Origin of the sequence: Streptomyces sp. NBC_01454, from assembly GCF_036227565.1 — a bacterium.
Classification (GTDB): Bacteria; Actinomycetota; Actinomycetes; order Streptomycetales; family Streptomycetaceae; genus Streptomyces.
In genome coordinates this window covers 7,628,153-7,653,957 of the sequence record NZ_CP109460.1, presented here as the reverse complement: position 1 = coordinate 7,653,957, position 25,805 = coordinate 7,628,153, and the positions used below count along the sequence as shown (strand labels likewise).

The following is a 25,805-nucleotide window of genomic DNA, read 5'->3' as shown; positions in this document are numbered from 1 at the left end:
CCGCACACCCTCAACGGACCTACCCCACAGGGGCCTTGGCGTTCCCGTAGGGCGCGGATGATAGATTCTCAACACGTGTTGAGTTTCTTGGAACCGGCCGTGAGGCCCGCGGCGGGGCGCCGTTCGTGGTGCTCGGGCCGCATCGTGGAGAGCGAGCATCATGCGCATTCTCATCACCGCACAGGCGAGTTATTCGCACCTGGCCCCCCTGGTGCTGCCCGTGGCGGAAGCTGCCCAACGGGCAGGTCATGACGTAGCCGTCGCCACCGGGGCCGATGTCGTCGGGCACATAGAGAAGCGGGGGATCACCGCGTTCACGCTGCCCGACGTCAAGGCGCTGGGGGACGTGCTTCAGGGGGGTGCGCTCCAGCGTCCGCCGGGCATGGAGAACGTCGGTTCGGTGACGGTGGTACTGCAGCCGGAGTTCTTCGCGGCGGGTTTCGTCGGGCACTTGGCCGCTCCCTGCGCACAGGGCGTCCTCGACCTGGCACGGGAGTGGCGGCCGGATCTGATCCTGCACGAGTCGACCGAGTACGGCGGCTACCTGGCGGCCGAACGCCTCGGCATTCCGCACGGGGCGCTGGACATCGCCCCGATGGCGCCCTATGCCCATCCGGCCGTCAAGGACGCACTCAACCAGCAGCGCACGGAACTCGGCCTGGAACCGGTTTCCGACCCCTGGCACCCCTTCCGCGCCTTCCGCGCCGGGGTCGTTCCGGAGGACTTCTACCCCACGGTCAGCCGGCTGCCCGGCGCGCGCCACTACCGGGTGCCCGCCCAGGCGTCGCGGGGCACCCTCGACCCGGACATCGCCCGGCTCCCCGTGGACCGGCCGCTCGTTCTGGCCACGCTCGGCTCGAACGCCCCGCGGCTTCCCGGCGGTGCCTCCACTCTGCTGCACACCATCATCGAGGCACTCGGGGAGCTGCCGGTCACCGGTGTCGTGGCACTGGGCGCGGACCGCGATCCGCAGCTGTGGGAGGGGCCGCGCGCCGACAACGTCCATTTGACGTCGTTCGTCCAGCAGGAACTCCTGCTCCAGTCCAGCGACCTGTTCCTGACGCATGCGGGCTTCAACGGGACCCGCGAGGCGCTGTCGGCCGGTGTGCCCATGGTGGCCGTGCCGTTGTTCGCCGAGCAGTCCCACAACGCCGCCCGGCTCCAGGAGCTGGGTGTCGGGCTCCGGCTCAACGCCGAGGACGTCACCCGCGAGACGCTGTCCACGGCCCTGCGCACCGTGCTGGAGGACGACTCGTACCGGTCCCGCGCCCAGGGCTTCCAGCGCCGCACCCATGCGCTGCCGGACCTCGACCGGCTGGTGGAGGACGCGGCGGCGCTGGTCGGCTGAGCCGGGCGACCGTCGCAGCCCGAGGCCCCGGTGCCGCGGGCAGGTGCTTGTAGCATCGGGTCCCGGCACCGGAAAGGGGACCGACTGTGGCCTGCGCCGATGCAGTGACGAATGCGCCCGGACGGGCCGCGCCGCAACAGACCGGGCCGCGCGGCCCGTCCGCGGAGGCAGCCCTTCCGGAGCGGAAGGGCGAACGCACACGTCGGCGCATCCTGGCGGCCGCGCGGCGCAGGTTCGCGGAGGTCGGCTACGAGCGCGCCACCATCCGTGCCATCGCGGCCGAGGCCGATGTCGACAAGTCCTCCGTCATGCAGTATTTCGGCAGCAAGCAGGAGCTGTTCCGCGAGGCCGTGCGCTGGCACATCCCGCACGACGCACTCACCTCCGACGACCCCGGCCAGGTGGTGGAGAACCGGCTGCGCGCCATGCTGGACAACTGGGCGGCGGATCGGGACAGTCCGATGGCGGTGCTCCTGCGGACCAGCATGACGAGTGAGGAGGCCGCGGAGCTGCTGCGCCGGCACGTGACCGCGGAGGTGACCGATCATCTCGCCGCCACCCTCGACGGCCCGGACGCACGGCTGCGCGCGGCGCTGTTCGGCGCGATGATGATGGGCATCGCCTCGCAGCGTCATCTGCTGCACCTGCCCGACCTGGCCGAGGCCGACGTGGAGGACATCGTGCGGCTCGCGGCTCCCCTGCTCCGCGGCCTCATCGCCCCGGAGGCGTAGCCCGGCGGCGCCCGGTCCGGGCGGGCGCGCTCACACCAGCGCGTCGAGCGTGAGGGGCAGCGAGCGGATGCGCTTCCCCGTCGCGTGGTAGACGCCGTTGGCCACCGCGGCCGCGATGCCGACGAGGCCGATCTCGCCCACTCCCTTGGTGCCGATGGGGCTGCCGCGGTCCGGTGCGCCGACGAACACCACGTCGATCTCGGGGATGTCCGCGTTGACGGGGATGAGGTAGTCGGCGAACGTGGCGTTGGCGATGCGTCCGCTGGGGGCGTCGGTGACCGTCTCCTCGAACAGCGCCATGCCGATACCGCCGACCGTGCCGCCGACGATCTGGCTGCGGCTGGTCTTCTCGTTGAGGATGCGGCCGCCGTCGATCGCCGACACGACCCGGGCGACGCGGATCAGACCCAGGTCGGCGTCCACCCGGACCTCGACGAACTTGGCGCCGAACGCTCCCGACAGGGCCATGCCCAGCTCGTCCTGGGAGGCCGGGGTGCTGGAGCCGTGGGCCGTCAGCTCCGGCAGTCCGTGTCTGCGGAGGATGTCCGCGTACGACTCCCCGTGCGCCGGCTGCCCGGCCAGGTGGACGCGCCCGCCGGTGACCTCCACCGTGCCGGGCGTGGCACCGTACAGCGGGGAGTCCTCGTCCTTGCCGGCGAGGCCGACGAACAGACCGATCAGCTGTCGGCACGCGTCGAAGACCGCGTTGCCGAGCGAGGCGGTCAGTCCGGAACCGCCGGCCGCCGGTGCGACGGGCATGTCCGAGTCGCCCAGATCGAAGCGGACCCGGTCCGGCGCGAGGCCCAGACACTCCGCGGACAGCTGCGTCATCACCGTGTACGTGCCGGTGCCGATGTCGGCCGCGGCACTGCGGACCAGCGCGCTTCCGTCGAGGCTGACCGTGGCCTGGGCCCGGCAGTCGCTCGCGTACCAGGGATAGCTGACGCCGGCCATGCCGTACCCGACGAGCCAGTCGCCCTCCCGCATGGAGCGCGGTTCGGGGTCGCGGGCCGCCCAGCCGAACCGCTCCGCGCCCACCTCGTAGCACTCGCGCAGCGCCTTGCCGGACCAGGGCAGGCCCAGCCGCGGGTGCACCTCCGCGTAGTTGCGCATCCGCAGGTCGAGCGGATCCATTCCCAGCACATAGGACAGTTCGTCAAGAGCCGATTCCCGTGCGAAATTGCCCTGGGCCTCGCCGGGGGCGCGCATGGAGGTCGGATCGGGGAGGTGCAGCCGGGCCTGACGGTCCTGGGTGAAGACGTTCGGGCACCGGTAGGCGTCCCCCGACCCTGCCGCGAGCGGCTCGAAGTCGTCGTCCTCCCTCGCCACCGGGGAGATGCCACGGTGGTCGATGCCCACCAGCTCTCCGCTGCGGGTGGCGCCGAGGGTGATCCGCTGGACGCTCTTGGGGCGATGCCCCACCGACGTGAACATCTGCGGGCGGGTGAGCACCATCTTGACCGGCCGGCGCAGCAGCCGGGCGGCGGCGACGGTCAGGATGACATGCGGCCACACCCGCAGACCGGCGCCGAACCCGCCACCCACGTACGGCACCAGCACCCGCACCGCGCTGTCGGGCACCTCGAAGACCGCGGCCAGCGTGGTGCGCACCAGCGACGGCCACTGGGTGGTGTCGTGCACGGTCAGGCGGTCCCCGTCCCAGGCCGCGAGGGTCGCGAACGGCCCCAGCGGATTGTTGGTGTGGTCCGGCGTCGTGTAGGTCGCCTCGACGGCGAACTCGGCCGACGCCAGGGCGGCGTCGATGTCGCCCCGACTGTGGTCCATCCCCCACGGGTCGTCGACCTGTGGCGCCCGCGGGTCCAGCACGTCCAGCAGCGGCTCGGTGCACTGGTACTCGGCCGACACCAGCCGGGCGGCGGCGGTGGCCTGTTCCTGGGTACGGGCGACCACCAGCGCGATGTGCTGGCCGTGGTGCAGAATCCGGTCGTCCTGCATCGGGGCGGGAGGGGAGGCGCCGATGGCCGTCATCGGCCCCCGCGCAAGTCGGGGCATGGTGGCGTGCGTCAGCACGGTGAGCACGCCAGGAGCCGCCTCGGCGGCCGCGGTGACCATCCGCACGATCCGGCCCGCCGCGATGGTGCTCTGCACCAGCGCGCCGTAAGCCTGTCCCGGGAAGCCGAAGTCCATCGGATAGGGCGCCGCACCGGTGACCTTGCGCGGACCGTCCACACGGTTGACCCCGGCGCCGACCACCGGAGCGCTCTCGAGCGTCCTCATGCCGCCACTCCTGCCACCGTCCGCAGCGCACGGACCAGCGTGCGCTGCGCCAGCTCGACCTTGAACGCCGTTCCGGGGACCGTCCAGGCCCCCTCCACGGCCCGTGCCGCCGCCCGGCGAAAGGTGTCAAGGGTGGCCGGCGCGTCCCTCAGTTCCCGTTCCGCATCCCGGGCCCGCCAGGGTGCGGAGGCCACACCGCCCAGGCCCACCCGGGCGTGCCGGATCACCCCGCCGGACACCACCAGCGCCACCGCCGCGGAGGTCAGGGCGAATTCGTACGACGCCCGGTCGCGCACCTTCAGATAGCCCGACGGCGTCCCGGCCGGCGGCAGCGGCACCTCCACACCGGTGATCAACTCCCCGTGCGCCAGGACGTTTTCCGACTCCGGGCTCTGCGCCGCGGTCCGGTAGAACTCCGTCAAAGGCACCTCCCGGCGGCCCGACAGCCCCTGGACTTGCACCACGGCGTCCAGTGCCACCAGCGCCACCGCGAGGTCGGAGGCGTGCACGGCGATGCACCGCTCGCTCACCCCGAGGATCGCGTGCATCCGCGCCGTACCGTCCACCGCCGCACACCCCGAGCCGGGCTCACGCTTGTTGCACCGCGGCACAGCGGGGTCGCGGAAGTAGCGGCACCGCGGGCGCTGGAGCAGATTTCCCCCGATCGTCGCCATGTTCCGCAGTTGTGTCGACGCCCCCGCCAGCAGTGCCTCCCGGACGACGGGAGCCCGTTGTGCGAGCACCGGGTCCGCCGCCAGCTCCTCCATCGTGACCAGTGCCCCCACCTGCAGCACCTCGCCTTGGGGCTCGATGCCCCGCAGCGGCAGCCGTGTGATGTCCACCAGAAGTCCCGGGTTGAGCACCCCGTCCTTCATCAGATCGAGCTGTGTCGTGCCGCCCGCGAGAAACGCGGCCCGCGGATCGCCGGAGACCAGCTCCACGGCCTCAGCGGCATCCGCCGCCCGCACATACTCAAGTGCGCGCATCGCCACCACCCGCCACCTCGCGGATGGCGGCCACCATGTGCGGATAGGCACCGCAGCGGCACAGATTACCGCTCATGAACTCGCGGATCTCCTCGTCCGAACCGGCTCGCCCCTCCTTGAGCAGGGCCACCGCGGACATGATCTGACCCGGAGTGCAAAAGCCGCACTGGAACCCGTCGTGGTCCATGAAGGCCGACTGCAGCGGATGCATCCCGTCCGGGCCGCCGATCCCCTCGATGGTCGTCACGGCACGCCCCTCGCACTGGGCCGCCAGCGACAGGCACGCCAGCACCCGCTTCCCGTCGACATGCACCGTGCACGCCCCGCACGCCCCCTGGTCACAGCCCTTCTTCGTGCCCATCAGCCCCAGATGGTCACGCAGCGCATCCAGCAGGGTCACCCGCGGATCCAGGCCCACCGTGTACGCCCGCCCGTTCACCACGAGGGTGACCACCCTGTCAGCGGGATCTGCGGCGCTTTCCGCATCGGTCACGTCCACCATCAGGCACCCTCCGAGCGCCGCCTCGCCCTGTGACTGCGTGCACGCGGTGCAGCACCCCGAATGCCCACCGTTCACGCGGCCGGGAAATCCGCGAAATCCCCGTTCCCTGACGGACGGCACCCGGACCGCACATGAGCCGGTGCACGCCGCAGGAAATCAGCGAACTCTTCCCACGGTACGTCCGGCGGCGCACGGCGGCACCATGTGCACGAGCCGGTTGGCGCGGGGCGGAACGGACTTCAGCTGGGCTTCAGGTGGGCTCTGACACGGTCCTGAACACGGCCGCCGGACCACCGGCGGCCCGTCCCGCGTGTCGACAGACCGAAGGAGCCGGCCGACGTGCAACTGCTCATGGAACACGCCAGGAGATTCGGCGAGCGGGCCGAGGAGTTCCGTCAATTAGCGGACGGACAGGCACCGCAAGCGCTCTTCCTCACCTGCTCGGATTCCCGGGTCATTCCCTCGCTGTTCACCGGCGCCGGGCCCGGGGAATTGTTCGAACTCCGCACCGCCGGCGGCATTGTGCCGGCCTACGACGCCGAGCGGTACTCGGGCGAGGCCGCCACGATCGAGTACGCCGTCCAGGTTCTCCCATGTCCTGACCCAGATCGAGCGGCTGCGCGGCTATCCGTGCGTGGCGGCCCGCGCCGCGGACCGTCCGCTGCAGATCCACGCTGGTGCTACGAGGTCCACACCGGCCGGGTCACCGCCCGTCGCGCCGGCCAGGACGTGTTCGGGCCCCTGTGAGCGTGCCGCGGCACCGCGTTCCCCCTCGCCACACCGACGAAAGGTTCTGATGCTTCCCCCTGCTCCCGGACGCGACCTCGGCGCATCCGTCGTCGTCCTTCTGGTCGCTCTTCCCATGAGTGTCGGCGTGGCGGTGGCCTCCGGCCTGCCCGCCGAGGCCGGTCTGCTCACCGGCATCGTCGGCGGTCTCGTCGTCGGGCTGCTGCCCGGCAGCAGCCTGCAGGTCAGCGGCCCGACCGCCTCGCTGACCGTTCTGGTCTTCGAGGCCGTCAAGACCTACGGCGTCGCGACGCTCGGTGTCATCGTCATCGCCGCCGGCCTGCTCCAGGTGCTGCTGGGCGCGCTGCGCTGGGGCCGGTGGTTCCGGGCGGTGTCGGTCTCCGTGGTGGAGGGGATGCTCGCCGGCGTGGGACTGGTCATCATCGCGGGCCAGTTGTACGCCCTGGCCGACCGGACGGCCCCGGCGAGCGGACTCGGCAAGATCACCGCCATACCGGGGCTGGTGGCCGGGGTGTTCCAGTCCCCGCAGGCCCTGTCCGCGCCGGCGATCGGTGCCGCGACGATCGCGGTCATGGTGCTGTGGCGCCGGGCGCCGCGGACCCTGCGCGCGGTGCCCGGCCCGCTGGTGGCCGTCGCCCTGGCCACCGGCGCCTCGGCGCTCCTCGGCCTGAAGGTGCAGAAGGTACAGGTCCGCGGGCTCCTGGACTCCGTGCACCTGGTCGGTCCGGGGGACTTCGGGCAGCTGGCACAGGCCGGGGTCCTGGGGAGCGTGGTGGCCATCGCCCTGATCGCCTCGGCGGAGAGTCTCTTCAGCGCCGCGGCCGTGGACCGGCTGAACAGTGGCCCGCGGACCGACTACGACAAGGAACTGATGGCCCAGGGAGCGGGCAACACCCTGTGCGGCATCCTGGGTGCGCTTCCGCTGGCAGCGGTCATCGTCCGCAGCTCGGCCAATGTCGACGCCGGAGCACGCACCAAGGCGTCCCGGGTGCTGCACGGGGTGTGGCTGCTGCTGTTCGCCGCGCTGCTCCCCTTCGTCCTGTCCGTCATCCCCATGGCGGCGCTGGCCGGTGTGCTGGTCCACGCGGGCTGGAAGCTGCTGCCGCTGGGCCGGATCCCCGCCATGTGGCGCGAGCACCGCTCCGAGGCGGTCGTCCTGGTCGTCACCGCGCTGGCGATCCTCCTGGTGAACATGTTCGAGGGGGTGCTGATCGGTCTCGCCCTCTCCGTGGCCAAGTCGGCCTGGGAGACCTCGCATCTGCGGATCCGCACGCGGGACACCGGCACCGGCCCGATCACCGTCTCGCTGAGCGGCAATGCCACCTTCCTCCGGCTGCCGCGGATCCTCGACACCCTGGAGGAGCTGCCGTCGGACCGGCCGGTGGAACTCGAGCTGTCCGGCGTCCGCCACCTCGACCACGCCTGCACGACGGCACTGGCGGCCTGGACCGAGCGGCACAACCGGTCGGGCCCGGAAGCGCACATCGTCAAGGAACCGGTGAACCGGTGAACCGATGAACTCCCTCTGATACGGCATGAGTTGACGCCTGGGCCCGTCGTCGTCCGACGTCGGGCCCGTCGTCGTCCGACTCCGCGTCCGTCGCCCGTCGCCCGTCGCCCGTCGCCCGGATGCTCAGTAGGCGGGGAAGGCCCAGCCTCCGGGGTAGAAGGGCTCCCGGGCGCCGCGGAAGGCGGTGGAGGCGTGTGCCAGTGCGCCCGGCCGGAGTTCTTCGACGAGTCCCGCGCCGGCGAGGGCGGTGAGGGTGGTGCCGCCGAGGTAGGCCGCCCCCAGCTCGGCCGAGGTGAGCCGCAGGTCGGGGGCGGCGGACGTGCGCTCACAGCGGGCCGCGTCGCCGTCCGCCTGCAACCGGTAACGGCCGGCGTTCCACGGGCAGAAGCTGTCCTGGACGTCCAGGACCACCTCCAGCGCCGTGCTGTACCGGCGCCCCGCCAGCGCGCGGTCGACGTCGACGAGCCGTACCCACAGGCGGTCCACCTCGCTGGAACGTACCGTCCGGGGGTCGGTCAGCAGGTGCGGCAGGGCCTCGTCCACCGCCGCCTCGTACGCGATCCACGGCACCAGGTCGATCCCGGCGAGGAAGCGCCACAGCGCGGCGTACGCCGTCCGGGAGACCGCCGCCAGCTCCACGACCTGCACGACGCCGGCGTTCGCGCCGAAGCTGTCCCGTTCGCTTGTGAGCCGGTAGAGGGCGTACCCCGTTGCCCGGCCGTCGGGTTCCCGGTGCACGGCGTACCGCAGGGCGCCGGCTCCGTCCCGCGCCTGCGGCTCGTCATGGAGGCGGACGTCCCACAGGCGGGCGGTACGGCCGGGCCAGCTGACCGTGAGGAGGCGCACCCGCTCGTACACCGCCTCGATCTGCGGACGGGCCGTCGCGCGCTCCAGCAGCCGGATGTGTCCCGCCCCGAAATCCGTGCCGGGACGGAAGTCCATGGCGCGCTTGTCGCCGCGCAGTTGTGCCCCACGCGACGACGGGCCGTAGCCGAACCGGCCGTAGATGCCGGCCTCGGCGGGACGGAGGACGGCGATCGGCTCGCGGCCGCCCTCGTGCAGTTCGGTGAGCTGTCTGCGCGTCATCGAGGTGAGGATGCCGCGGCGGCGATGGGTGGGGGCCACGCCGACCCAGGTGACACCCGCCACCGGCAGCACGGCGCCGGGCACCGTCAGCGAGCGGGTGCAGGCCGCGGTCCCGGCCACGGGATTGTCGCCGTCGAATGCCGCGAGGGTGCGGTCCAGTTCGATGGTGTCGCGTTCACGGGCGAGGTCTTCGTCGGACCGGTCCTCGCCGTAGGTGTCGGCGATGACGCGGGCCCAGGTCGCGAACTCGGCATCCGTGACGGGGCGAAGGGGAAAGGAATGGGGCACGGGGCCTGTGTAGTCGATGGGGCGGCACGGGCGCGAGGGAATTTCCCGGGCGGCGGGCCGAGCCGGGGCCGGCCAACGGGCGCGGCTCGGCATCCGCGGGGCCGTTGCGGGCCTGCCGACGACAGGCCCGCAACGGGGTACGCGTGCGGAGCGGAATCAGAGCCGGTCGAGGATCGTGCGCATCGTCGCGACCTCGGCGGTCTGGTGCTTGATGACGTCACCGGCGAGCTTCTTGGCCGTCGCATTACGGCCGTTGCGCCGCTCGTCCCTGGCCATGGTGACCGCACCGTTGTGATGGCCGATCATCATCCGCGCGAACTTCTTGTCGAAGTCCTTGCCCCGGGCGGCCTTGAGGTCCGTCATGTCCTTCGCGGACATCATCCCGGACATGCCGTCCATGCCTCCGGCGCCGTGGTCCATGCCGGGCATGTCGTGCGCGGACGACGCCGGTGCGCCCCACGCCTTGAGCCACGCCCGCATGGTCGTGATCTCGGGGCCCTGGGCCTTCTCGATCGCCGCCGCCAGGGACTTGATCTCCGTGTCGGAGGCCCGGCCGTCGGCCAGTCGGGCCATGGCGACGGCCTGCTGGTGGTGCGGGATCATGCTCTGCGCGAAGGTGATGTCCGCGTCGTTGGACGCCCCCGGGGCAGGGTTCGCCCCGGCCTTCTGCGCGGCGGTGGGTGCGTGGCTGCTCCCCCGGCCCGTGGTCTTCGAGTCGTCGCTGCCGCACCCGGCGAGCAACAGAGCCCCCGAAGCGATGACCCCGACGGCCGCGAGGCGGCGGTTGCGGGGACGTCGGACGGCGTGCTGGACGGAACTCATGTGGATACACCTCATGTTGTCGATGGTGCGGATGTCTGGCGTTCGCGGCGTCGCGGACCGCGCGCAGTGCGCGGCCGCGAGTCGGGTCGGCCTAGATCCGCAGAACGGACAACCGGGTGAGATCGGGAGGGGCCGGCGGTGGGTTGGGCCGCAGCAGGACGACGGCCTTCGCGAGGAGGTCCGCCACCCATCCCGGGGTCCGGGTGAGCGCCGCGCCCAGCAGCATCATGAGCGCCCAGGTGCCGAGCACCGCCATGCACAGCGAGGCCATGTTCATACCTGTGCCGGGCCCGGGGGTGTAGTGCGGGGACGGTGCGGCGGGCGTCCCCCGGTCCGCGGAGTGGGCGGGCGCCCCCTGCTGCGTCGGGGTGTCGGCGACGGCGGATGTTCCCGTCATCGCCGCCATGCCGGTGGTGTGGCCCTGGGCCGTGGCATGCGCACCGGGGCCCGCGGCCCCATCGGGATGGCCGACCGTGTGCATCACGAAGACACCGAACGCGAGCACCACGACCAGCAGCAGACGCGCCATGGCGCCCCCTGCTCGCACGCACCGTCTCGTGTTCACCGCCGCCGGACCTCCCGGAAAGGAGCGTACCCAAGCCGACGGATCGAGTCGCGCTTCGGGGGGGGCCTGCGGGCCTGGGCGGCCGGGAGCGGCGGTGTCAGCCGAGGTGCCGGGCAAAGAACCGTAGCGTGCTGTCCAGCTCGAATTCCGGGATCTCCCCGTGCTTGCCGGGGTTGGCGTGCAGCGTCTTCTCGGCCGAGGCCAAGGCGTCGAACAGTGCCAGGCTCTGGGCCCGCGGCACCCGCTCATCGTCCCACTGCACCAGGAACTGCACCGGGACGGTGATCCGCGCGGCGGCCTCGGCCGATGCCGCCGCCCCGCCCAAGCCCAGCACCGCGGCGCGGACCCGGGGCTCGGCGGCAACGAACGGAACACCAAGTCCACAACCCAACGACACACCCCAATAGCCCACCGGGCCGGTGCCGACGTGATCGAGTTCCTGGACCGCGCCCAGGAACGCTCGCCATTCCGGGACGGTCTGGCGAGCTACCAGCATCTGGAAATCAGCGATCAGCGGGGCCAGTTCCTCTCCGGCCTCCACGCGAGCCTGGTTCTCGGTCGCGATCCGGTCGTACTCTTTCTCCTTCGGCCGGTCGCCATGGCCGGGCACGTCGAGCGCCGCGACCGCGAAGTCACCTTCGGCTACGAAGCAGCGCGCACGGGCCACCATTCCGGGGGCCTTCTTGTGCTGGCAGCCGCCGTGTCCCATCAGGATCAGGGGACGAGTACCGGCGGCACCTTCTGGCGTCCACAGCACGCCGGGAATCTCACCGAGGGTGAAGAGCTGTTCGCGGACGCCGTCGGACGACGTCTGGGAGGTGAAGCGCATAGTGTTGCAAGCCTTTCGGGATGCCTTCTGCGGGCACTCCCCAGACCCTGCGCGGGAGGGAGCCCCGACCTGTCACAGCGTTGATCGGTCTCACCTCCTCAGTTCGCAGCGGCGCACGGCGGCGCCGAACGTATCACAAGAGCTGCACCCGACAGGGTCAACGTTGCCTGACACGGGACGAGTTGCCGGCCGGCGGTTCCCAAAGGGCACCGTCATGGGCGAAGAGCACACGCCGTGGGTCGAAGTCGGCGAGGCGGTCCCACCAGCGGTGGGCGGGAGGCGGTACGTCCGCACCGTCCTGTGCGGCGCGATGGGCGAGGTGGTCCGCGGCGAAGTCGGACGCACGGTCGTGGGCCTGGCCGGCGAGGATCACGGTGCCGTCGCCGCGGCGGACCACGAGGGACTGGTGTCCTTCGGTGTGGCCGGGTGTCGGGACGATCCAGATGCCCGGCCGGACCTCGGCCTCGCCGGAGAGTTCCTCGTAGGAGGCGCCGGGGAAGTCGATGAGGTCATCGACCGTGTAGTCGCCCCGGCGGGCGGTGGCCAGCTCCACGTCCTGCACCAGGATCGGCTTGCCGCCCAGCAGGGGATTGCCTCCGCAGTGATCGAAGTGGAGGTGGCAGTTCACCACCAGGGAGATGTCGGCGAGGGTGGCGCCGGCCGCCGAGAGGGCGTCCCGCAGCGCGCGGCGCCGGGGGCGGTAGTGCGCCTCGGTCTCGGGGCCGGCGTGGCCGATACCGGTGTCGAAGAGGAGCAGTCCCCGATCGTGCCGGACCAGGTAGGCCAGAGCGGGCTCCACGCGCGGGAGCGGGCCGCCGGTCTCCGAGGCGGGCCGGATGAAATATCCCAGGTCGAGTCGGCGTACCGCAGTGTCGTGTGCCATCGGGTCATCCTGACAGTCCGTCACGCCGGTCGGCCGGCCGTTCCGCCGACGGCGGACATGAGTGCACCGCGGCGAGGGAGGAGGAGGCGCGGCAGCCGCCCCGCGGGCGCGGGCGCCGGGACCGTTCCCGCACAATGGGGCACTGGTGCACTGCCGTCCAAGTGCAGTGCCGTAACGGGGGGTTGGCAGCTGTGCTGAGTACGAACGGCGGGTCCGCACTCGTCATGGCCGTGGTCGTCGGGCTGGTGGTGCGGCAGCAGTTGCGTACCCGGCCGGTGCGACGCACCGGGTCGCTGGTCACCCCGGCCCTCCTCGGCGTCCTGGGCGTCGTGGGGATCGCCTTCGGTGTCGCGTCGGTCCGCAAGGACCATCCGCTCAGCGCCCTGTCCGTCGTCCTCCTGGTGGTGAGTCTGGCTCTCGCGGCGGGCTTCGGTGCGGCCCGGGCACGGACCGTACGGGTGTGGCACGGCAGCCGGGACGAGGTGCTGCGCAAGGGGACGGCGGCCACCACCGGGCTCTGGGTGGCGTCGGTGGTGACGCACTACGGGCTGGGCCGGTGGATCGACCATGCGGCCGGGGCCGGGGTGCTGGGCACCGTGTCGCTGTATGCGTACCTGGCGATCGGCCTGGGGACGCAGAACGTCCTGGTGCGCCGGCGGGCCGTCGCACGGGAGCCAGGAGGCGTGACCGGTCCGCAGCCGACCAAGGTGTGACCCGGGGTGGGCGGGAGTCGTCCCACGCCCCGGAACGCGGCGTCGCCCCCGCCGCTTCACACAGCGGCGGGGGCGACGGGACGCAGCGGGGAACGGCCGGACGTCAGCGGGAGTCGTGGAGCACCATGGCCGACCCGCCGCCGCGGCGCTTGGGTTCGGCCACCGCGGTGATCTTGCCGCGGGGCAGGAACTCCAGCGCGGCCACCGCCCCGATCTCCGGTGACGGCGTGAAGGCCTTCGGCGCCAGGACGAACCGGTGCCCCATCGCCTCCAGCTTCTTGCGCTCCGGAGTGTCGAAGAAGGCCGGTTCGGCTTCCGTCTGCGCCGCGTTGCGCTGCGAGAGACGTGGCGCGGCGACCGCCGCCGGCAGTGACATGCCGAGGTCCAGGCGGTTGACCAGGGTCTGCAGCACGGTCGTGATGATCGTGGCGCCGCCCGGCGAACCGACGGCGATCATCGGCTTGCCGTCCCGCAGGACGATCGTCGGCGACATGCTGCTGCGCGGACGCTTGCCCGGGCCCGGCAGGTTCGGGTCCGGCGTCCCCTTGGTCAGCGGCGCGAAGTCGAAGTCGGTCAGCTCGTTGTTGAGCAGGAATCCGCGGCCGGGCACGGTGATGGCCGAGCCACCGGTCTGCTCGATCGTCAGGGTGTAGGAGACGACATTGCCCCAGCGGTCGGCGGTGACCAGGTGGGTGGTCGACGGTCCCTCGTGCGGTTGCTTGTTCCCGGTCTTCCGCGTGCAGCCGGAGTCCGGGTGTCGGGGGTCCGCGGGAGCCAGCGGGCTGGTCAGTGCCTTGTCGGAACGGATCAGGCAGGCCCGGCTCTTGGCGAACTCCTTGGAGAGCAGGGGCTTGGTGGGCACGTCCGAGGACGCCGGGTCGCCCACCCAGCGGTTGCGGTCGGCGAAGGAGATCCGGCTGGCCTCCAGATAGTGGTGCAGGGCCTGCGTCTTGTCGGCCTTGGAGAGGTGGAAGTTCTCCAGGATGTTCAGCGCCTCACCGACCGTGGTGCCGCCCGCCGAGGACGGGGCCATGGAGTAGACGTCCAGCCCGTGGTACGTGGTCCGGGTCGGGTCCCGGCGTTCGGTGGTGTAGCGGGCCAGGTCGCCCTGCTTCATCAGGCCGGGCCGGGCCTTGTGCTGGGCGCCGGAGGCCACCGGCGGCTTCTGGACGGTCCGCACCACATCGCGGCCTATGCCGCCGTGGTAGAGCGCACCGACGCCCTCACCGGCGAGCTGCCGGTAGGTCCGGGCGAGGTCCGGGTTGCGGAAGCGTGAGCCGACGACCGGGAGCTTGCCCTTGGGCAGGAACAGGTCCGTGGTGGACTTGATGTCGCGGAAGCGCTTCTCGTTCATGGCCGTCTGGGCCCGGAACTCCTTGTTGACCACGAAGCCGTCGTCGGCGATCCGGGTGGCCGGGCTCAGGGCCTTGGACAAGGAGACCGTGCCCCAGTCCTTGAGCGCCGTGTCCCAGGTGGCCGGCGTGCCGGGGATACCGACCGACAGCCCCGAGTTGATCGCGTCCTCGGTGGGCAGCGGCTTGCCGGTCTTGGGGTCGCGGAACGAGTCCGCGCGCATGGTGGCCGGTGCGGTCTCCCGCCCGTCGATGGTGCGTACCTTCTTGGCCTTGGCGTCGTAGTAGACCAGGTAGCCGCCGCCCCCCACTCCCGCGGAGTAGGGCTCGACCACGCCGAGGGCTGCGGCGGTGGCCACCGCCGCGTCCACGGCGTTGCCTCCCTTGCGCAGCACCTCCAGCCCCGCACGGGAGGCATAGGGGTTGACGCTGGACACCGCGCCGCCGCTGCCGGTGGCGACCGCCTGCTTCGCGGGCGCCGACGGCGCGGATGCGGCGGCGGCCGCAGTCCCGTTGGTGGTGCAGGACGTGGCCAGCAGGGAAAGACTGAGCGCTGCCGCGGACGCGGCGGCGACAGCGGCACGACGGACAGCCATACGGCCTCCAGGATTCGCTGAGGTGGCGTGCAGGAGAATTCCCGAAACCCTGGCACCGTTCGGGTGGCGGATCAACGCTGAGCTGCAAGGTTTGCGTGAGATCTGAGGTTTCCACTCAGTAACCAGCCAGGGCGGGAGAAGGCGCGCCGGTCCGGCTCGCAGGCGGGGGCGGAGGCGTGGGCCGGGGCACGCGAACGGACAACTGCGGGCCCTCCAACGCCCGTTGACGACTCCGACGGTCCGTTGACGACCCCCATGGCCCGTTGCCGGCTCCGCCGCGCGATCACCTGTGCCACCGGAGCCCTGCCCCCACTCCGGTGGACACGCGGCCGCCACGGCGGCGACACCCCGGCGAGCGGGCCGCGGATGCGTACGCTGACCTGGCCGTCGCGTCGATGGCTTGATCCTTTCGCGGTACGACAGCGATACGACAGGAGCACACGATGGCCGCCTCCGCCCCTGCCGGTTCGTCCAGGACCGCAGTGCGGCATCGCTTCCGGGCGTGGATGCTGGAGGGGCTGGCCGATATGGCCAAGCACCATCCCGGCCCGCACGCCGCCCCGCAGCGCGCCGACCGGGGACAGCGGTGGTGGCGCGTGATGTGCCTGACCGGAGTGGACTACTTCTCCACCCTCGGCTATCAGCCGGGCATCGCCGCCCTGGCCGCGGGGCTGCTGTCACCGGTCGCCACCCTCGTCCTGGTCGTGGTGACGCTCGCCGGGGCGCTGCCGGTGTACCGGAGGGTGGCCAGGGAGAGCCCGCACGGCCAGGGTTCGATCGCGATGCTGGAGCGGCTGCTGTCCTTCTGGAAGGGCAAGCTGTTCGTCCTGACCCTGCTGGGCTTCGCCGCCACCGACTTCCTCATCACCATCACCCTGTCGGCGGCCGACGCGGCCACCCACCTGGTGGAGAACCCACACGTCAGCAGCGTCCTGCACGGCCGGGAGGTGGTGATCACGCTGGTCCTGATCGCCCTGCTCGGCGCGGTGTTCCTCAAGGGGTTCCTGGAGGCGATCGGGGTGGCGGTCGCCCTCGTGGCCCTCTATCTGGGGCTCAACGTGGTCGTGGTCGCCGTGGGGCTGTGGCATGTGGTCACCGCCGCGCACCTCATTCCCGACTGGTCCCAGGCGCTGACCGCCGAGCACGGCAACGTGCTGGCGATGGTCGGTGTGGCGCTGCTGGTCTTCCCGAAGCTGGCGCTGGGCCTGTCCGGGTTCGAGACCGGGGTGGCGGTCATGCCCCATATCGAGGGCGACCCCGACGACACCGAGGAACGGCCCGCGGGGCGGATCCGGGGCGCGAAGAAGCTGCTCACCACGGCTGCCGTGATCATGAGCGTCTTCCTGATCATCACCAGTTTCGTGACCACCCTGCTGATCCCCAAGGAGGCGTTCCAGCCCGGGGGTTCGGCCAATGGGCGCGCCCTGGCCTATCTCGCCCACGAGTATCTGGGCTCCGCCTTCGGCACCGTCTACGACGTGTCCACCATCGCCATCCTGTGGTTCGCCGGCGCCTCGGCCATGGCCGGACTGCTCAACCTGATGCCGCAGTATCTGCCGCGCTACGGGATGGCGCCCCACTGGGCGCGGGCGGTCCGGCCGATGGTGCTGGTCTTCACCCTGGTCGCGTTCCTCGTGACCTGGCTCTTCGACGCCGATGTGGACGCCCAGGGCGGCGCCTACGCCACCGGTGTCCTGGTCCTGATCAGCTCCGCCGCCATCGCCGTGACCATCGCCGCCCGGCGCGCCCGTGAGCACGGCTGGTGGATCGCCTTCGCCGTGATCGCCGTGGTGTTCCTGTACACCACGATCGCGAACGTCATCGAGCGCCCCGACGGCGTCAAGATCGGCGCCTGCTTCATCACCGGCATCATCCTGCTGTCGTTCCTCTCGCGCCTCGCCCGTGCCTTCGAGCTGCGGGTGACCAGCGTCGTGCTCGACGGGATCGCGGAACGGTTCATCCGCGACATCGCCCAGCGCAGGATCCGATTCATCGCGAACGAGCCCGACCGGCGCGATGTCGCCGAGTACCGCGACAAGCTCCAGCAGATCCGCACGGACAACGACATCCCGGCGTCCGAGGACTTCGTCTTCGTCGAGGTCACCGTCGGCGACCCGTCCGAGTTCGAGAGCGAACTGCACGTACGCGGCGAGGTGCTGCACGGCCGCTACCGTGTGCTCTGCCTGGAGAGCCCCGCCGTCTCCAACGCGCTGGCCGCTCTGCTGCTGCACGTCCGCGATGTCACCGGAGAGCGGCCGCACATCTACTTCGAGTGGACCGAAGGCAACCCCTTCGCCCAGTTCCTGCGCTTCTTCCTCTTCGGCCAGGGCGAGGTCGCCCCGGTCACCCGCGAGGTCCTGCGCGAGGCCGAACCCGACCGGGCCCGCCGCCCCCGCGTCCACGTCGGCTGAACACACCCGCCCACACACCGCCGCCGCCTCGGCCCCACTCTGCCCACGGCCGTCATGGTGCCGTCAGGGTCCCCGTTCCCCGCGTAAGGAAGACGCCAAGGCCGCGCCTGCGCCCCGCCGTCGGTCGTTCGATGAATGCGAGGAAGCAGGCAGGGACAACACAGCACAAGGAGCATGCCCCATGGACAGACCGGGCGGTCGGCGCGTCGTGGCCGGTGTGAGCGGTTCACTGGGGAGTCTGACGGCGCTGCACCGGGCCGCCGCCGAGGCCCGTCGCACCGGTGCCGAGCTGCGGGCCGTCCTGGCCTGGGAGCCGCCCGGCGGCACCATCGTGCACCGCGGCGGGCCGTGCCCGGCACCGTTGGCCGACTGGCGCCGGATGGCCTGCACGCGGCTGCTGACCGCACTGGAGGACGCCTTCGGCGATGCCGGGCCCGGCGTGCCCCTGGAGTGCCTGGTGGTGCTCGGAAAGCCGGGCACCGTGCTGCTGGAGGCCGCCGACCGGAGCGACGACCTCCTGGTGGTCGGGGCCGGCGCCCGCGGCAGGCTGCGGCGGGCCGTGTGGCCCTCCGTCGCCCGCCACTGCCTCGCGCGCGCCCGCTGCCCGGTGCTGGCCGTGCCGCCCTCTCCCCTGCACCACGCATTCGAGACCGCACACCGCCGCAACATCTGGAAACTCCCGCTCGACACAAGGGAGTTGGCGGAGTGAACGGCCCGCCCCCGACCTGCGCCGCCGCCGCTCCCGACCCCGCCGTGCGCCACCCCGACTGAAGGGGGGCCGAGTGGGTACACGAGGGCCACCGTTGATCAGTGGCGAAGGGATGAGGCGCGCATGGTGAGCACCGATGAGTTGAGCGTCGAGGTGTCCGTCATCGATCCGCAGGTGGCGGTCGTGGCCGTCCAAGGGGATATCGACGCGGAGACCGGCACCATGCTGCACCACCAGCTCGCCAATCAGCTCGTGCACGGCCGGCAGCATCTCGTGCTCGATCTGCGGGCGGTCCCGTTCATGGATTCCTCCGGCCTGAACGTCCTCATCCGTGCGGGCAACGACACCAAGCGGGTGGCGGGCAGTCTGCGGCTGGCCGCGGTCTCCCCCGTGGTCCTGCGTCTGCTCGACCTCACCGGGCTCAGTGTGTCCATGCCGGTGCACGCCAGCCCCGAGGAGGCGCTCTTCGCGATCGCGGCGGCCTCGCTGCCGCGGGCGTCGGGGTCCGGGCCGGAGGCCGGCCCGGACGCCGTGGGGTGAGCGGGGGCATGGGCTCCGGTGCGCGGCGGGTGCGGCAACTGTCGGTGGGGCCCTGCTGGTCCTGGCCGCCGGCCTCGTGGGTGCCGCGGTGCTGTGGTCGCCCTGGTACTGGCCGCCGGCCGGGTTCTTCCTGGCGCTCGGCGTTCTCGGGGTGGCCGATCTGACCCGGCGCAGGCACTCCGTGCTACGCAACTATCCGGTCCTCGGGCACCTGCGCTTCGCGCTGGAGGCGATCCGGCCGGAGTGGCAGCAGTACTTCGTCGAGCGCAACTTCGACGGCCGGCCCTTCGGCCGTGAGGTGCGCAGCCCGGTGTAGGAACGCGCCAAGGGCGTCGACGCGGAGGAACCCTTCGGTACCGAACGGGACGTCTGTGCCACCGGGTACGAGTATCTGGTGGCGTCCATGGCGCCCGTGCCGGTGCCCGGGCAGCCGCCCACGGTGCGGGCCGGCGGCCCCGACTGCACCCAGCCGTATGACATGGCGTTGCTGAACGTCTCGGCGATGAGCTTCGGGGCGCTGTCGGCCAACCATGTTCGCGTGGAACAAAGTTGAACAAAGGGGCGGCGCTGGGTGGTTTCGCCCACGACACCGGCGAAGGCGGGCTGTGCGAGTACCACCTGCGGCACGGTGGCGATCTCCTCTGGGAGATCGGGACCGGCTCTTTCGGATGCCGCACCGAGGACGGGGAATGCGCGCCGTCCGAGTTCGCCGACAAGGCCGCGCACGAGCGCATCACGTGCCTCTCGCTGAAGAGATCCCAGGGCGCCAGGCCCGGCACCGGCGGCGTGCTGCCCGGCAGCAAGGTCAATGCCGAGATCGCCCGGATCCGTGCGGTGCCCCAAGGCCGGACGATCATCTCCCCGCCCTCTCACCGGACCTTTGCCACCCCGCGTGAGCTGGTTCTTTTCCTGGCGAGGAGGCGCGAGCCGGCGGGCGGCAAGCCGACCGGATGCAAGCTGTGCGTCGGTGCGAGGCGGGAGTTCCTGTCGGTCTGCAAGGCCAGGCCGGCGGAGGGGGTGACCCCCGATTTCCTCGTCGTCGACGGCGCGGAGGGCGGCACCGGGCCGCTCCCCTGGAATTCGCCGACCATCTCGGCGCCCCGCTGACCGAAGGCCTGATCACCGTGCACCACGCGCTGGTCGGCTGCGGACTGCGCGACCGCATCAAATCGGCGCGAGCGGAAAGGTCGCCACCGGCGCAGATATGGTCAAGCGCCTGGTGCAGGGCGCGGATTACACGAATGCGGCGCGCGCCATGATGATGGCCGTCGGCTGCATCCAGGCACAGCGCTGCCACACCCACACCTGCCCGTCGGTGTGGCGACCCAGGACCCGCGCCGGGGCCGGGCCCTGGACGTCGGTGACAAGTCCGCGCGCGTGCACCGGTTCCAGCGGGCGACCGTGGACAGCGCCCGGCAGATCCTGGGCTCCGTGGGAGTCCAGGACCCGGACGGCCTGCGGCCCTGGATGCTGCGGCGGCGGATCGATCCGCTCACCGTCCGGTCGTACGAGGAGCTCTACGACTGGCTGCGCCCCGGTGAGTTGGTGGCCGGCCCGCCGCAGGGCTGGGCCGCGGACCGGGCGGCGGCCGACCCCGACCGCTTCGGTGGCCAGGCGTGATCGTGACGGGCACGTCACACGCATGGAAGTGTTCATGGTGGGTAGGCGGGCGCTGTGCGTTCGCGTGTGACGGACGCACGGGGAGGCATGATGACCACCGTCGTGAACGACACCACTACCGAGCAGCACTCCGACCTGGCCGCCGCACTGCCGGCGGTCGAGTGCCCGAGCACGGTGGCCCCCAGGGACGCGCGGGAGCTGTCGAAGCAGTTCTTCGATCGGCTGCGGTTCCTCGAAGAGGGCACGCACGAGTACCAGTACGCGCGGAACACCCTCATCGAGATGAACATGTCGATGGTGCGGTACGTCGCGCGTCGCTACCGCAATCGTGGCGACGACATGGAAGACATCATCCAGGTCGGCACGATCGGACTGATCAAGGCCATCGACCGCTTCGACCTCTCCCGTGAGGTCGAGTTCTCCACGTTCGCCGTGCCGTACATCCTCGGCGAGATCAAGCGCTTCTTCCGCGACACCGGCTGGGCGGTGCACGTCCCGCGCCGGCTGCAGGAGCTGCGCAGCGATCTGGCGAAGGCCAAGGAAGCGCTTCACCTCCGGCTCGACCGCGACCCGACGGTCCATGAGCTCGCCACCCATCTCGACCTGTCGGAGGACGAGGTCATCGAGGGGATCGTCGCGGCCAACGGCTACTCCGCCGGCTCGCTGGACACCCCCACCGACCCCGACCCCTCCCACCAGCGCCGCGCCCTGGCCGACGTCCTGGGCGAGGAGGACCCGGCCATGGGAACCGTCGAGGACCTCCACACCCTCGCGCCGCTGCTGCAGCAGCTCGACGCGCGCGAGCGTCAGCTGATCGAGCTGCGCTTCGGCCAGGAGATGACCCAGTCCCAGATCGGCGAGGAGCTGGGCGTCTCCCAGATGCATGTCTCGCGTCTGCTCACCCGCACCCTGACCAAGCTGCGCACCGGCATGCTCAGCGAGCGCTGAGCGGGATCGTCGTTCCGTGGGCGGGCCCCGGCCACCATGGCCGGGGCCCGCCCCCGTTCGTCGGTACCGCTTTCTCCCGCCGTGTCCCGTCAGAGCCGGCGCCACCGGGCCATGGCGAGGGAGAACGCACCGAACAGGGCGAGGCCCACCGCGATCGCCACCAGGAGCCAGGGGCCGGCCGAGGTATCGGCGAAGGAGCGGAGCGTGTCGTCCATGCCCTTGGCGCTCCCCGGGTCGTGGTGGATCGCGGCGCGGACGGCGAACACCCCGGCCGCGGCGAACACGCAGCCCCGGGCGGCGCCGCCCGCGACGCCGAGCACATCGACGGCCTGCCGCCCGCGCCGCGACATCCCCTCCCGCCGGAGGTTCTTGTGGAACCTGCGGAGGACGGCGCGCACCGCGATCCACACCCCGGCGACGGCGATGCCCACCCCGGCGACCGCCACCAGCCACGGTCCGGCGGGAAGTTCGAGCACCCGGGCCGTCGCGTCCCGGGACTGCCGGTCGCCGGCCCCGCTTCCGTCGCCCTTGCGGCCCGCGGCGAACGCCACGACGGAGGACGACACGGTGGCGTAGAAGAGGAAGCGGGCCAGTGACAGCAGCCGCTTGTGGGGCTTGTGCCCGTCGGGTCCCGAGGCGCCGATCAGCGCCTCCGTGAGACGCCACAGCGCCATTCCCGCCAGTCCGAGGCCGAGCGCCCATATCAGCGGGCTGCCGAACGGCCGGGGGGCGAGTTCTGCCAGCGCCCCGCCCCGGTCCGCCTGTTCATGGGAATCGCCGAAGGCGATCCGCAGGGCCAGTACGCCGACGAGGAGGTAGATCACGCCCCGTGCCGCGAATCCGCAGCGGGCCGCGGTGCGGATCGCGGTGCTGCGCGCACCCCGCCGGGCCAGGCGTCTGCCCGCACCGGGTATCGCGGTTGTCGCGTCCATGTCGCCTGCTGAAAGCCTCTGCCCCGCCGTCGAGGATGTACCGCCGTCTGCCCCGGGCCCGCGGCACGAATCCCGGCCGCGCACCGGCGGCATGCGGGCGGTGCGCGGTCCGCCGTCCGTACGGGCAGCGGCGCAGGGAGGGGGTGCATGATGGAGGTAATCGAATAGACGCACGTGAAGAGGCGTAATTCGTGAGCGAAGGATTCCTGGAGACCGGTTACGAGGACGACGAGACCGGCACCGAGGGCGCACGGCCCGACCGCGAGGGGCAGGCCGAGGCGTTCGATGCGATCGGTGACCGCTATGACGAGGCGTTCCCGTTCAAGGAGGGGCAGCTGGCGGCCGGCGCGTGGCTGATCGGCGCGCTGCCCGGCGGCTCCCGCGTACTGGACCTGGGCTGCGGAACGGGCCTGCCGACCGCCCGGCAGCTGGTGGACGCGGGGTGCGAGGTGGTCGGCGTCGATCTCTCCCGCGGGATGATCGACCTCGCCCGGAAGTATGTGCCCGATGCAACGTTCCACCGTCGGGACATCGCCGACCTGACGCCCGGCGGCCCCGACGGCCTGGGCCGCTTCGACGCGGTCGCGGCCTTCTTCACCCTGCTGATGCTGCCGCGGGCCGAGATCCCGCCCGCGCTGCACGCGATCCACGACCTGCTGGTGCCCGGCGGTCTGTTCGCCCTCTCGATGGTGGAGGCCGACGTGGACTACTTCACGATCCCGTTCCTCGGCAACACCATCCGGGTGTCCGGCTATCTGCGGGAGGACCTGCGCAAGGTCATCGAGGAGGCGGACTTCGAGGTCGTCGAGGAGACCTCGTACACCTACGCCCCCGCGACCTCGGACGTACCGCCCGAGGAACAGCTCTTTCTCCACTGCAGGCGGCGCGACTGAGGCCGCCGCGCACCTCCTGGCCCCCACCGGACGGACACCCACGAGTGATGGAGCCCCGCACTCCCCGCCAAGGACCCGGCAGGCTCTCCGCCGGGCCCGGGGACGAGTCTGCGGAGGGTGCCCGGGGGGATGCGGAACGTGGCCCCGAGGCGCAGACCGACCGCCTGCGGTACCTCGAATCCGCGACGCGGCGGATCGCCTGGGGCAGCGACCGGGACGAGACGCTGGGGGAACTGTGCCGGGCCGCGATCCCCGCGTTCGCCGACACGCTCCTCGTCCATCTGCGGGATCCGCTGCCGACCGGGGAAGCGCAGCCGGCCGAGCCGATCATCCTGCGGCTGCACAGCATCGCCCAGGGGCCGAAGGCCTCAGTCACCGAGGCGCCCGCGGGGGACGCCGAGTTCGCACCACTGACGGTGACCGGGCGGCTCGTCGGGATACTGCTGGCCGGGCGGCCCGTGTTCGGCGACGCCCCCGGGCTCGGGCCCACCGTGACCGCGCTACTGGCGCCGGTGACGAGCCCGCCGGCGACTCCGGCACCGGGCCGGCGGCTGATCCTCGCCCCGCTGTACGGCCGCCGGCACGTCCTGGGCACCGTCGCCCTGCTGCGCGGGGCCGGCCGGCCCGCCTTCACGGACGACGATCTGCTCGTCGCCTCCCAGCTGGCCACCCACACCGCGCTGGGCATCGACAAGGCGATCGTGTACGACCGCGAGGTCTCCATGGCCGACGCGCTGCAGCTGACAATGCTTCCCTCGTCGCTCCCCACGACCACCGGCGTCCGGCTGGCCAGCCGGTATCTGCCGGCTGCCGCCACCTCCCAGGTGGGCGGCGACTGGTACGACGCGATCCCGCTGCCCGGCAACCGCGTCGCGCTGGTCGTCGGCGACGTCATGGGGCACTCCATGACCTCCGCCGCGATCATGGGGCAGCTGCGCACCACCGTGCAGACCCTCGCCGGGCTCGACCTGCCGCCGGAGGAGGTGCTGCACCATCTCGACGAGCAGGCCCAGCGGCTGGGCAGCGCGCACATGGCGACCGTGCTCTACGCGGTCTACGACCCGATCGCGCAGCGGCTGCTGATGGCCGACGCGGGACATCCGCCGCCGCTGCTGCTGCACCCGGACGGATTCGGGAAGGTGCTCCAGATCCCGCCCGGTGCGCCGATCGGGGTGGGCGGCGTGCCCTTCGAATCCGTGGAGATGCCCGCACCCACCGGAGCGACGCTGCTGCTGTACACCGACGGCCTCGTCGAGTCCCGGGAACAGGATGTCTGGGCGGGGGTGGAACTGCTGCGCGCCCGGCTGCAGGCCGCCGCCGACATGCTCGGCTCCCCGCCGCTGGACGTGCTCTGCGACGCGGTACTGAACGTCCTGGACCCGGGGAGCCTGGACGACGATGTGGCGCTGCTCGCCGCCCGGTTCGACGGGTTCCCGCCGCTCAACGTCGCGTACTGGTTCCTCAGCCCCCAGCCGCAGACGGCGGGCCGGGCCCGGCAGCTGACCCGCCGGGCGCTGCGGCGCTGGGGTCTGGACTCGCTGCTGGACGCGACCGAGCTCATGGTCAGCGAGGTGGTGACGAACGCGGTGCGCTACGCGTCGCGGCCGATCGCCCTGCGGCTGCTGCGCACCGATGTGCTGCGGTGCGAAGTGGGCGACGACTCCCCGCAGGTGCCCCGGATGCGGCGCGCTCAGTCGGGCGACGAGGGCGGCCGCGGCCTGTTCCTGGTCAACCAGCTGGCGCAGCGCTGGGGAGCGACGCGGCTGAGCACCGGCAAGGTCGTCTGGTTCGAGCAGCAGATGCCCGAGGAGCGCGGACAGCCCGAGCCCAGCGCACCGTAACGTCCGGCCACGGGCCGCGCCCGGGTTCAGATGGCCATCGCCTCCTGGATCCACCGGTTCACCCGGTACGGCAGCCACCACACCAGCGGTCCGGTGCGGGCGATCAGCCGTTCCGCCAGGAAGTCGGCGGTGATGGACTCGGGCACCGCGGACAGCGGGGCGCCATAGGCCAGCCGGCCGATCGCCTCCCGGTACGCGGGCTCGTCCGCGGTGAAGCGGCGCAGGTCGCCCCACCGCCGGTCACGGATCTGGACGAAGCCCGGGCCCTGGCGCCAGAGGCATTTGCAGAGGTAGTGCTCGTCGCGCCACCGGGCGAGGGCGGCGGCCGGGTCGGCGGGACCGGTGAGGGTCCGGGGCGGCTGGAGGTGGCTGAGGTCGCGCCAGCCGTCGTCGGGGTCGGCCGGCAGCCGCAGCTGCCACTGCACCAGGACCGCACGGGCCGTCAGATCCCGTATCAGGCACAGCTGTTGGACCGCACGGGCGGCGGCGCCGGGCTCGTCGACCGCGGCCAGGTCGATCTCCTCGGCGAACCGCACCCGGCGTACCCCGAGTTCCCACAGCCGGCCGGCCTGCTCCTCCGGCGGGCCGCCCGGATCGAGGGCGCCGAGGCTCATGCCCGGCAGGGTGCAGGCGGCCTCGTCGTAGTCGCGCCAGGCGCTGAGTGCGGGCCCGGTGGGGGTGGCGGTGGTGTGCATGGTGTCTCCTCGGGGACCGG

General features: G+C 71.9%; 21 protein-coding genes and 2 pseudogenes. 12 read left to right on the top strand and 11 right to left on the bottom strand.

The features are described from left to right. The first annotated feature begins 160 nt into the window (after positions 1 to 160). Together OIU81_RS33840 and OIU81_RS33835 are read left to right on the top strand one after the other, a co-directional pair. Positions 161 to 1,348, top strand: coding sequence for a glycosyltransferase (locus OIU81_RS33840; RefSeq protein ID WP_329153976.1), 1,188 nt, complete (start codon positions 161 to 163; stop codon positions 1,346 to 1,348). A 104-nt stretch (positions 1,349 to 1,452) separates the two neighbouring features. Further along, a complete protein-coding gene (locus OIU81_RS33835) occupies positions 1,453 to 2,079 on the top strand; it encodes a TetR/AcrR family transcriptional regulator (protein WP_329153974.1) in 627 nt (208 codons plus the stop codon). Positions 2,080 to 2,109: 30 nt separating this feature from the next. Here the strand turns inward: OIU81_RS33835 and OIU81_RS33830 are convergent, their stop codons facing one another. From OIU81_RS33830 to OIU81_RS33820, 3 genes are read right to left on the bottom strand one after another with little or no spacing between them, the layout of a single operon-like run. Next, positions 2,110 to 4,317, bottom strand: a complete 2,208-nt coding sequence (locus tag OIU81_RS33830; protein ID WP_329153972.1) for a xanthine dehydrogenase family protein molybdopterin-binding subunit — start codon at positions 4,315 to 4,317, stop codon at positions 2,110 to 2,112. Continuing rightward, entirely contained in the window at positions 4,314 to 5,303 is a 990-nt protein-coding gene (locus OIU81_RS33825) for an FAD binding domain-containing protein (protein ID WP_329153970.1), read from the bottom strand. Before OIU81_RS33825 ends, OIU81_RS33830 begins: the two co-directional genes overlap by 4 nt. Next, on the bottom strand, positions 5,290 to 5,805 hold the full coding sequence (locus OIU81_RS33820) for a (2Fe-2S)-binding protein (protein ID WP_443074088.1): 516 nt from the start codon (positions 5,803 to 5,805) through the stop codon (positions 5,290 to 5,292). The genes OIU81_RS33825 and OIU81_RS33820 overlap by 14 nt, the downstream gene beginning before the upstream one ends. Positions 5,806 to 6,144: 339 nt before the next feature. Between OIU81_RS33820 and OIU81_RS33815 the strand changes: the two are divergent. Next, positions 6,145 to 6,552 (top strand): annotated as a pseudogene (locus OIU81_RS33815) (carbonic anhydrase). A 49-nt stretch (positions 6,553 to 6,601) separates the two neighbouring features. Next, entirely contained in the window at positions 6,602 to 8,062 is a 1,461-nt protein-coding gene (locus OIU81_RS33810; RefSeq protein WP_329153967.1) for a SulP family inorganic anion transporter, read from the top strand. Positions 8,063 to 8,185: 123 nt separating this feature from the next. Here OIU81_RS33810 and OIU81_RS33805 read toward each other — a convergent pair whose 3' ends face one another. The 5 genes from OIU81_RS33805 to OIU81_RS33785 all read right to left on the bottom strand — a co-directional run bounded on the left by OIU81_RS33805 (position 8,186) and on the right by OIU81_RS33785 (position 12,535). Next, positions 8,186 to 9,436 carry a GNAT family N-acetyltransferase gene (locus OIU81_RS33805; protein WP_329153966.1) on the bottom strand — a complete coding sequence of 417 codons (1,251 nt, stop codon included), beginning with the start codon at positions 9,434 to 9,436 and terminating at the stop codon, positions 8,186 to 8,188. A gap of 156 nt (positions 9,437 to 9,592) precedes the next feature. Next, positions 9,593 to 10,258: a DUF305 domain-containing protein gene (locus OIU81_RS33800; RefSeq protein WP_329153965.1), complete on the bottom strand. Its 666-nt coding sequence runs from the start codon at positions 10,256 to 10,258 to the stop codon at positions 9,593 to 9,595. A gap of 91 nt (positions 10,259 to 10,349) precedes the next feature. Further along, positions 10,350 to 10,787 (bottom strand): DUF6153 family protein, encoded by a 438-nt coding sequence (locus OIU81_RS33795; protein WP_329153964.1) that lies wholly within the window; start codon positions 10,785 to 10,787, stop codon positions 10,350 to 10,352. Positions 10,788 to 10,920: 133 nt separating this feature from the next. After that, complete coding sequence (locus tag OIU81_RS33790) at positions 10,921 to 11,652, bottom strand: dienelactone hydrolase family protein (protein WP_329153963.1); 732 nt, start codon at positions 11,650 to 11,652, stop codon at positions 10,921 to 10,923. A gap of 157 nt (positions 11,653 to 11,809) precedes the next feature. Then, entirely contained in the window at positions 11,810 to 12,535 is a 726-nt protein-coding gene (locus tag OIU81_RS33785; protein WP_329153962.1) for an N-acyl homoserine lactonase family protein, read from the bottom strand. Positions 12,536 to 12,726: 191 nt separating this feature from the next. Between OIU81_RS33785 and OIU81_RS33780 the strand changes: the two genes are divergently transcribed. Continuing rightward, complete coding sequence (locus tag OIU81_RS33780) at positions 12,727 to 13,248, top strand: hypothetical protein (protein WP_329153961.1); 522 nt, start codon at positions 12,727 to 12,729, stop codon at positions 13,246 to 13,248. A gap of 103 nt (positions 13,249 to 13,351) precedes the next feature. Here the strand turns inward: OIU81_RS33780 and ggt are convergent, their stop codons facing one another. Continuing rightward, a complete protein-coding gene (gene ggt, locus OIU81_RS33775; RefSeq protein WP_329153960.1) occupies positions 13,352 to 15,196 on the bottom strand; it encodes a gamma-glutamyltransferase in 1,845 nt (614 codons plus the stop codon). Between the two features lie 443 nt (positions 15,197 to 15,639). On the opposite strand from ggt, the gene OIU81_RS33770 reads away from it, so the two are divergent. The 5 genes and pseudogenes from OIU81_RS33770 (at position 15,640) to OIU81_RS33750 (ending at position 21,424) form a co-directional block, all read left to right on the top strand. Continuing rightward, positions 15,640 to 17,607: an amino acid transporter gene (locus OIU81_RS33770; protein WP_329153959.1), complete on the top strand. Its 1,968-nt coding sequence runs from the start codon at positions 15,640 to 15,642 to the stop codon at positions 17,605 to 17,607. A 181-nt stretch (positions 17,608 to 17,788) separates the two neighbouring features. Beyond that, positions 17,789 to 18,316 carry a universal stress protein gene (locus tag OIU81_RS33765; RefSeq protein WP_329153957.1) on the top strand — a complete coding sequence of 176 codons (528 nt, stop codon included), beginning with the start codon at positions 17,789 to 17,791 and terminating at the stop codon, positions 18,314 to 18,316. A 123-nt stretch (positions 18,317 to 18,439) separates the two neighbouring features. Next, entirely contained in the window at positions 18,440 to 18,856 is a 417-nt protein-coding gene (locus OIU81_RS33760) for an STAS domain-containing protein (RefSeq protein WP_329153955.1), read from the top strand. Between the two features lie 52 nt (positions 18,857 to 18,908). Further along, positions 18,909 to 20,476: pseudogene (locus OIU81_RS33755) on the top strand (FMN-binding glutamate synthase family protein). A 90-nt stretch (positions 20,477 to 20,566) separates the two neighbouring features. Further along, positions 20,567 to 21,424, top strand: a complete 858-nt coding sequence (locus tag OIU81_RS33750) for an RNA polymerase sigma factor SigF (RefSeq protein ID WP_329155546.1) — start codon at positions 20,567 to 20,569, stop codon at positions 21,422 to 21,424. Positions 21,425 to 21,513: 89 nt separating this feature from the next. Here OIU81_RS33750 and OIU81_RS33745 read toward each other — a convergent pair whose 3' ends face one another. Beyond that, entirely contained in the window at positions 21,514 to 22,356 is an 843-nt protein-coding gene (locus OIU81_RS33745; protein ID WP_329153953.1) for a DUF1206 domain-containing protein, read from the bottom strand. A 191-nt stretch (positions 22,357 to 22,547) separates the two neighbouring features. Here OIU81_RS33745 and OIU81_RS33740 point away from each other — a divergent pair, with 191 nt between their 5' ends. Further along, a complete protein-coding gene (locus OIU81_RS33740; protein ID WP_329153952.1) occupies positions 22,548 to 23,249 on the top strand; it encodes a class I SAM-dependent DNA methyltransferase in 702 nt (233 codons plus the stop codon). Positions 23,250 to 23,296: 47 nt separating this feature from the next. Further along, positions 23,297 to 25,090 (top strand): ATP-binding SpoIIE family protein phosphatase, encoded by a 1,794-nt coding sequence (locus tag OIU81_RS33735; RefSeq protein ID WP_329153950.1) that lies wholly within the window; start codon positions 23,297 to 23,299, stop codon positions 25,088 to 25,090. Positions 25,091 to 25,116: 26 nt separating this feature from the next. On the opposite strand, the gene OIU81_RS33730 is transcribed toward OIU81_RS33735, so the two are convergent. Further along, positions 25,117 to 25,785: a DUF5825 family protein gene (locus tag OIU81_RS33730; protein WP_329153949.1), complete on the bottom strand. Its 669-nt coding sequence runs from the start codon at positions 25,783 to 25,785 to the stop codon at positions 25,117 to 25,119. Positions 25,786 to 25,805 lie beyond the last annotated feature (20 nt).